Annotated in this window: 6 protein-coding genes; all 6 read right to left on the bottom strand. The window is 50.7% G+C overall.

The genetic code is table 11. The features are described 5' to 3' along the window. Positions 1–41: 41 nt before the first annotated feature. Positions 42–674: a hypothetical protein gene (locus tag NYR02_RS13795; RefSeq protein ID WP_260976932.1), complete on the bottom strand. Its 633-nt coding sequence runs from the start codon at positions 672–674 to the stop codon at positions 42–44. After that, a complete protein-coding gene (locus NYR02_RS13800) occupies positions 652–2,826 on the bottom strand; it encodes a GumC family protein (RefSeq protein WP_260976933.1) in 2,175 nt (724 codons plus the stop codon). Before NYR02_RS13800 ends, NYR02_RS13795 begins: the two co-directional genes overlap by 23 nt. Before the next feature lie 39 nt (positions 2,827–2,865). After that, positions 2,866–3,417, bottom strand: a complete 552-nt coding sequence (locus NYR02_RS13805) for a polysaccharide biosynthesis/export family protein (RefSeq protein WP_260976934.1) — start codon at positions 3,415–3,417, stop codon at positions 2,866–2,868. Positions 3,418–3,525: 108 nt separating this feature from the next. After that, positions 3,526–4,722: an outer membrane beta-barrel protein gene (locus NYR02_RS13810; protein WP_260976935.1), complete on the bottom strand. Its 1,197-nt coding sequence runs from the start codon at positions 4,720–4,722 to the stop codon at positions 3,526–3,528. A gap of 150 nt (positions 4,723–4,872) precedes the next feature. Next, on the bottom strand, positions 4,873–5,256 hold the full coding sequence (locus NYR02_RS13815; protein WP_260976936.1) for a VanZ family protein: 384 nt from the start codon (positions 5,254–5,256) through the stop codon (positions 4,873–4,875). A gap of 10 nt (positions 5,257–5,266) precedes the next feature. After that, entirely contained in the window at positions 5,267–6,670 is a 1,404-nt protein-coding gene (locus NYR02_RS13820; RefSeq protein ID WP_260976937.1) for an undecaprenyl-phosphate glucose phosphotransferase, read from the bottom strand. Between the last annotated feature and the right edge of the window lie 774 nt (positions 6,671–7,444).

The raw sequence follows: 7,444 nt of genomic DNA on the forward strand, positions 1-7,444 counted from the left end.
CGCTTGAGAAGATATTTCTGCGGAATAAAATCCGCGCGCGCTCAGCGACAGAAAGTACGGACTTTCTTCCATGACATACGCGAGCAAAGCACCGGCTTAACGCCTATGCGTGCGGCAGTCTGCAATACCGCTTTACGCGTTTCATAGCGCGTACTGTCCAAACGCTCCAGACTCCAGACCTGTTGCTCAGGCGTCAGTTTCTGCCAGCCAAAAAGCGCCAGCTCTAACAAAGAGCGATCCATTCCGCGCTCATTCGGAGCCAGAGTCATCAGCGTATTCATCCGCTGCTGTATCACTTCTGCCGGAGCATCCAGCAATATCTCGGCGTCAAAAGCACCCAATTGATAGTAAGGCCATAACGGCCGAAGCTGCTGCGCTTTTTGCCAACGCGCTAACGATTCCTGCAAATGAATGTCGCGGAAACCGTCAGCAGTAATGATTGCCCGCTGCCGTTCATAGCGGGCAATAGCCACATGCACTTCCGGGTTATTGCGGGAAATGGCATCCGCCGCCGACAACCAGACATTATTGCCGGTACTGACCGCCGCCGAAGATCCCAGCGCCAGCAGCACCGATACCAGACCGAAATGCAGCGCCAGTAAAGCCGGCAGCAACAGCAGCGCTGCAACGGCCAGCAGGCGCGGCCTAACCTCAGACGTCCGAGGTGTAGCCATAAGTACCAGTGTAGGTATATTGCTCGCCGTAACGGGCTTCTTTTTCCACATCCATCTGATTCAGCACCACACCCAGAACGCGGGCATTGGAATCTTCCAGATGATTCAGACCGGCTTTAATCAGCTTGTCTTTGGTGGCATCGGCTTTCACCACATACACCACGCCATCCACCAGGGTAGACAGGTACAACGCATCACTGACGGCGTGCATCGGTGCCGAATCAATAATAATGCGCTGATAACGGCCTTTAAGCGTTTCCAGCAATTCGCGGAAGTTTTTAGACGCCAGCAATTCAAGAGGATTCGGCGGAACCGGCCCCGCAGGAATCACATCAATACCCAATTCTTCAACGTGCTGAATACAATCGTCCAGCGTCTCCGGGTAAGCCACTGCGGTTGATAAGCCCAGACTGGAAGATGGCAGGTTCAGTTTTTTGGCAACGGTCGGGCGACGCATGTCAGCATCAATCAACAATACTTTTTCCATCTGCCCGAACGCTTCCGCCAGATTACTGGACGTCGTCGTTTTACCTTCGCCCGGAACCGATGATGTCAGCAACATAACCTGCACCGGCTGCTCCAGCCCGGCCAGCGTAATACTGGTACGCAGCGTGCGGATAGATTCCTGAAAACCATGATCCGAGCCTTCAACAAAGGCCCGCACCAAAGCCTGTGCGGCCTGAGGATCGGCATTACGTCCTGTGGCCTTCGCCACCAGAGGCACAGCGCCCAGCAGAGAAGAACGCAGTTTGCGGTCAACATCTTCAGCATTTTTAACCGTGGCATCCAGGGCATCATGCAGAAAAGCCAAAGCAATACCAAACATCACACTGACCACCAGAGCCAGGGCGACCACCAGTTTTTTATTCGGTTTAACCGGATCTTCAGGCAACACCGCCGGGTCAATCACGCGCGCATTCGCCGTTTGCAGATCGCCGGTTGCAGTGGTTTCGCTGATGCGGTTAAAGAAGGTTTCATACAGCGCGCGATTCGCCCGCACTTCGCGGACATATTCGTTCAGCTTAAATTCGGTACGGTTTAAATCACGCACCTGGCTTTTGCTGTCATTTAATGCCGCCTGCAACGAAGCTTCTTTGGCGCGGGCAACGTTAAAATCATTTTCGATACCGTTAGCAAGACGCTTCATTTGCGTATGAACCGAATCACGCACCGCATCCAGATCAGATTGCGCGGCAATCATCCGCGGATGCGCCGGGCCATAACGCTTGCTCTGCTCAGACACCTTAAGCTCGGCCGCCGTTTCACTCTCGCGCAGCTTAACCACCAACGGGCTGTTAAGAATGGTTGGCAGGCTGCTCAGGCTTTCGTAACTTTTATCTTCCAGTGACTGCAGCTGACGATACGTGCCTTCCAGTTCCAGACGCTTACTGCGCGCTTCGACCAGGCGCTGAGTAATCTGATCAATTTCTTTTGAGAGCAAGGTATCAACACCCTCAACATCGACCAGATTATTTTCCTCACGATATTGCTGCAGCCTCTTTTCAGACTCGTTGAGCTTATCTTTTAAGCCACCCAAACGATCACTCAGCCAACCTGCGGCTTGCTGAGTCAGCCCGACTTTCGCTTCCAGCTGACTGCGTATATAAGCGTCAGCCACGGCATTAGCTGCACGCGGAGCCAGTTCGCGATCTTCGGTCTGTACGGTAATTTTAACCAACTGGGTTTTACGCACCGGGGTAATGGTAATGGCATCCCAGAATTTATCGGTGGTTTTGGCCAGAATTTCATCCGCTGTGGGTGGCTCTTGCGGCCCCAGAATCATTTCGCGTAACGAGAACGATTTTTTATTGGCCTCGTGATAAGGGTTGAATTCCGGTGATGCCACCAGATTCAGATCCATCACCACACGACGAGCCAGCTCGCGCGATTTAAGAATTTCGAACTGCGTTAAGAAATATTCAGACGATGCACCAGAGAGGCCGTACACTTCTTCAATCGAAAGAATTTTGGCGTCATCCGACTCAATCAACAAGGTAGTGGTTGACTGATAAACCGGCGTCATTGTCAGCAAAACCAACACCGCCAGTAAGGTAACGACGGCACTCAGGGCCACAATTTTTTTCAACTGGCGGCGTACCACATGCCAGTAATGAGTCAGGTCGATAACCTCGACCGCGGCTGTGTTATTCATGCCCTGAAACCTGCTTTTCATATCCATGATCAATTTCCATTAAAAGAAGCTTTGTTCAACCGTGATCACATCACCGGGCTGAACAACATCAAATAAACGGATCGCTTCTTTTTCTGAGCGGCCTTTCTCTGCACTTTCATCCTGTGCATGAACAGAACCATCATGCATCACATAGATACGGCTTTTAGAGGCGCGTTCAGTAAAACCACCGGCAATAGAGATCGCCTTATCGACGGTCAGACCGGGGTGAAATGCGTAACTGCCCGGTTTTTCAACCTCGCCAGTTACATAAAAAGGCCGGTATTCAACAATAGAAACCGTGACACTCGGATCAATCAGATACGGACCTTTTAAGCCCTCTACCAATTTATTTTCCAGCGCTTTCGGACTTAAGCCCGCCACCTTGATATCACCCAACAATGGGTAAGAAATATCGCCGGATAAACCAATACGCACTTCCAGACTCAGGTCCGGCTCGTCGTAAACACTGATACTGATGACATCGCCGGCACCCAGCTGGTAATAGCTATCGGCAGACCAGGCAGAAAAAGAAAGCACTGCCAGAAACAGCAGAGTAATACGGCATAACATGAGGAGGTCCTGTAAAGTCTTACGGTACAACTTACGGCTTATGGCACAACTTACGGCACAACCGCAAACGGCCTGTAATAACAGGCCGTTTGCAGACAAGCCGGCAAATCAGATTGCCAGAGCAAAGCCTAAAGAGATGATATCGCGATCGTAATCCAGACCATCAATGTTGGAATCGCGGTTAGTCATCTTGTAAGACGCTTTTACATCGATGATTTTGGTTGGCGAGAAAATACCCGTCACACCATAACCCAGGATCTCATCGTGACGACCCGCTGCATCATCAACATAGGTATCTTTTGCCAGAGATACATCCAGCATCGCCGATACGAATGGAGAGAATGTGTGAGTCCAGCCAAACGCGGTGTAATCGCTGGCAATGTAGCTACCGGCACCGTTGGTTTCGTTGCTGTTTTGTGAGCTCAGCAGAGTCAGCGTTGAGTAAGTGCGTGGAGCATAAACAACAGAAGCTTCCCAGCTCAGACGGGTGTTGCTGTCTACATCGCTGTCATCGAAGCTACGTGCTGCGCTACCCACTTTAACCGAACCGGTGGTTTTACCGGTTACATCCCAGCTTGCACCCGCCAGAATTTTCAGCTCGTTACCTTCACGGCCTTTAGCAATAGCAGAATCTTCATCGTAGGCGATGTCGGTGCTGCGAACTTCCAGCAGAGCTTTAGTTGCAGAGCTTACGTTCAGGCTCAGCAATGCGCCGATTTTGGTTTTATCGTGGTTACGATCAGCAGTACCGAACTGCTCGTTATTCTGATATTCCTTCTTGTAGTAACCGGCATAGGTGTCCAGGTTCAGGAAGGAAGTATCGCTGCCGTAGATGTAGTTGATATCGGCAGAGGTTTCGTCAAACTCGTCCGGATCTTCAACGGTCAGGGCTGCGCTGCCTTCAACCGTACCAGCACCACGAGCATCGTGTGCCTGGTTCAGTTTGGCGGCAAAAGCCAGTTCGTGACGGGCGTTCAGTTCAGAGCGCGCACCCACAGAAAACAACTGATCGGTGTAATCGTCATTGTCGTCTTCGTTGTACTGACCCATCTCAACCTGATACAGAGCGGTTAACTCGGTAGCACCCAGATCAGCTTTAATGCCCAGACCTGGCTTGAAGCGTGTAACCAGAGAACTGGTGGTATCGGCATCCTGACTGTAGATGTTGTTATCATCAGAAATAGTCAGATCAACGGTTGGCAGCAGCGTAACGCCACTACCGGCACGGATTCCTTCCGGCTCAACCGCATAGGCTCCAGAACAAAATGCAGCAGCTGCAACAACAGGTAGCTTCCAAGCTTTCATAAACTTCCCCTAAAGTTTTAAATAAATGGGCAAAGCCCAATTAACATTCAAATTACAAGGCCGGCATTATCGGATAACTAAAGCGATTAGACCAGTCAAAAGAATGACAATAATGCTCACTTTGCGCCGACTTCTTAATTAAGTGTCAATTTATTTACTGACCCATCGATCAGCCAAAAAAAACCACAGACTGTAAAATGCCGCGCCAGCTAAAACACCGACACCACCCCAAACACTGTCCTGCAGATCAAACCGGCGCAGCGCTACCAGATACTGATGCATTTCATCCAGAATTAACGCCACCATAAGAACCGCAGCCACCAACAGAATACGTGGCAACCATGACAGTTTTATCACACGCCCGGCAGCAAAATTGGCCAACAGCGACAACACCAGCGCCAGATAAAAATGCATCCACTTATCGCCACCAAACCAGTGCTCAAGTGCAATAATAGAGGGAAGAAATAACCCCGCCGATTTACACCCGCTTAAAATCACCAGCAATGTGCCATACAGCAAAAAAACAGGCACCATTAATTACAACTCAATGAACGTGACTACCAACAAAACCCTTAAACAGCGTAAGGAAAATGATTTTTACATCCATCCATAGCGACCAGTTGCGGATGTAATCCAGATCAAAATCAACACGACCGCTCATTTTATCCAGCGTGTCGGTTTCGCCGCGAAAACCATTGATCTGCGCCCAGCCGGTAATGCCCGGCTTAACTTTATGGCGCAACATATAGTAAGGAATAAGCTTGCGGTACTCCTCGTTGTGCGCAACCGCATGAGGGCGCGGCCCAACAACCGACATACGCCCCTGCAACACGTTAATAAACTGCGGCAACTCATCCAGCGACGTACGGCGGATAAACGCACCAAACGGCGTAATACGGGCATCGCCCTTAGTGGCCTGACGTACCACATTGCCGTTATCCATCGCCGTCATGCTGCGGAACTTCCACACCAGAATACGACGACCATCCAACCCGTAGCGCACCTGCTTAAAGATAACCGGCCCCGGCGAAGACAACTTAACGCCCAGCGCAATCAGCAACATAGGAATGGCAATAACCGCCAATACCGAAAATGAAAACACAATATCAAACAGACGCTTCAGCACATCGTTAATGCCGAAAATAGGCGACTCGTACACACTCAGCGTTTGCATAGAACCAACTTCTGCCAAACGGGCATGCAGCAAGTTATAAGTGAAGAAATCAGGAATAAGATGAACCGAGGCCGTAGTATCACCGCAGCGATCCAGAATATCGGCAATGCGCTTCTGCGCCTTAAGCGGCAACGCAATAAAAATAACATCGTACTCACCCTGCTGGGTGCGCGTGATAAGCTCATCAATAGAGCCCTGCAACACCGCCTCGGGGTAATCTTCTGCTACCCGGTCGGCATGGCGATCATCAAAAAAACCCTGAAACTGATAACCCAGATTAGGGTAACGTTTAATCTGCTCGCGCATACGCACTGCGCTGTCATTAATACCCACAATGGCCACGCGGCGACTGTTATAACCGCGCGCACGCAATGCAAACAGCAACTGACGCAACGCCAGACGCCAGCCACACAGCAAAATTAATGTACACAACATCCAGCTGCCCATAACCACGCGCGACACGCTCTCACTGACCTTGGCAAAAAACCCCAGCAGCAAAATCGCAAAACACACCGACACCCACACCGCCGATGTGATGGTAACCATACGAAGCGCAGAAGAAGCCCGCCAGGAACGGTACAACTCAACCGACTCGGCAATAAGCAGAAACGAAACCATGCCAATGAGGCCAGGCATTAAATAAAGAGAAGACAACTGAACGCCGTACATCTGCACGGCCAACAACAGAGTCAGCATAACAATGGCCATATCAACAACCCGATACACCACACTGAAACTGTTTTGATTTGAGCGGATCAATCCTTGATGAGACATATTCACTCCCTGTGCATACTGCGGCTGATAACCGACAGCCAATCATTCATTTCGGGCCGCATTATGTCGACTGCGTCACAGAATGTCCATGCCTGCCGGGCAAACAAAGTGGCCAAAATTACGCCCTTGGTCTACCCGCAGAAAACACGCCAAAACAGAGCGCACAAAGTGAGCAGTTGGCAGCAAAAAACCATACGAAAGGACTAACCAAGCCGCAGCCGCGCAACAGAAAAAGTATTCAAAACAGGCCAGAAAAAGGGACAGAGAACCCGTTCGCTCATCAATCCGTTCGCCTCGTCGGTCCTGAGCTAGCCGAAGGAAGCGCGCCTTTCGACAGGCTCAGGACCAACGGAATAAAGACGAAGGATCGGCAAGCTCAAGAGAACATGCACTTCGACAAGCTCAGTGCGAACGGTATTTATATAATCCGCTCACCTATCCGTTCGCCTCGTCGGTCCTGAGCCTGTCGAAGGAAGCGCGAAGCAGTCGAAGGGCAACATTTAAATTCGTTCACCTCGTCGGTCTCGTCGGCCCTGAGCTTGTCGAAGGAGGCTAATCGAAGAGCCACATTTAAATCCGTTCACCCTGAGCGCGCCCTTCGACAGGCTCAGGACGAGCGAGATCAATTCGAAGGGCCGGCAAACTCAAGAGAACATGCACTTCGACAAGCTCAGTGCGAACGGTATTTACATACTCCGCTCACCTATCCGTTCGCCCTGAGCGCGAAGCAGTCGAAGGGTTTAACGAACGGATAAGCCTTTATCCGTTCGCCTC

Source organism: Thalassolituus pacificus (genome assembly GCF_025318105.1).
GTDB classification, from domain to species: Bacteria; Pseudomonadota; Gammaproteobacteria; order Pseudomonadales; family Oceanobacteraceae; genus Venatoribacter; species Venatoribacter pacificus.

Coding starts and splice junctions, on each gene's coding strand:
- NYR02_RS13795 (WP_260976932.1), bottom strand. CDS start 674: ATGGCTACACCTCGGACGTCTGAGGTTAGGCCGCGCCTGCTGGCCGTT.
- NYR02_RS13800 (WP_260976933.1), bottom strand. CDS start 2,826: ATGAATAACACAGCCGCGGTCGAGGTTATCGACCTGACTCATTACTGG.
- NYR02_RS13805 (WP_260976934.1), bottom strand. CDS start 3,417: ATGTTATGCCGTATTACTCTGCTGTTTCTGGCAGTGCTTTCTTTTTCT.
- NYR02_RS13810 (WP_260976935.1), bottom strand. CDS start 4,722: ATGAAAGCTTGGAAGCTACCTGTTGTTGCAGCTGCTGCATTTTGTTCT.
- NYR02_RS13815 (WP_260976936.1), bottom strand. CDS start 5,256: ATGGTGCCTGTTTTTTTGCTGTATGGCACATTGCTGGTGATTTTAAGC.
- NYR02_RS13820 (WP_260976937.1), bottom strand. CDS start 6,670: ATGTCTCATCAAGGATTGATCCGCTCAAATCAAAACAGTTTCAGTGTG.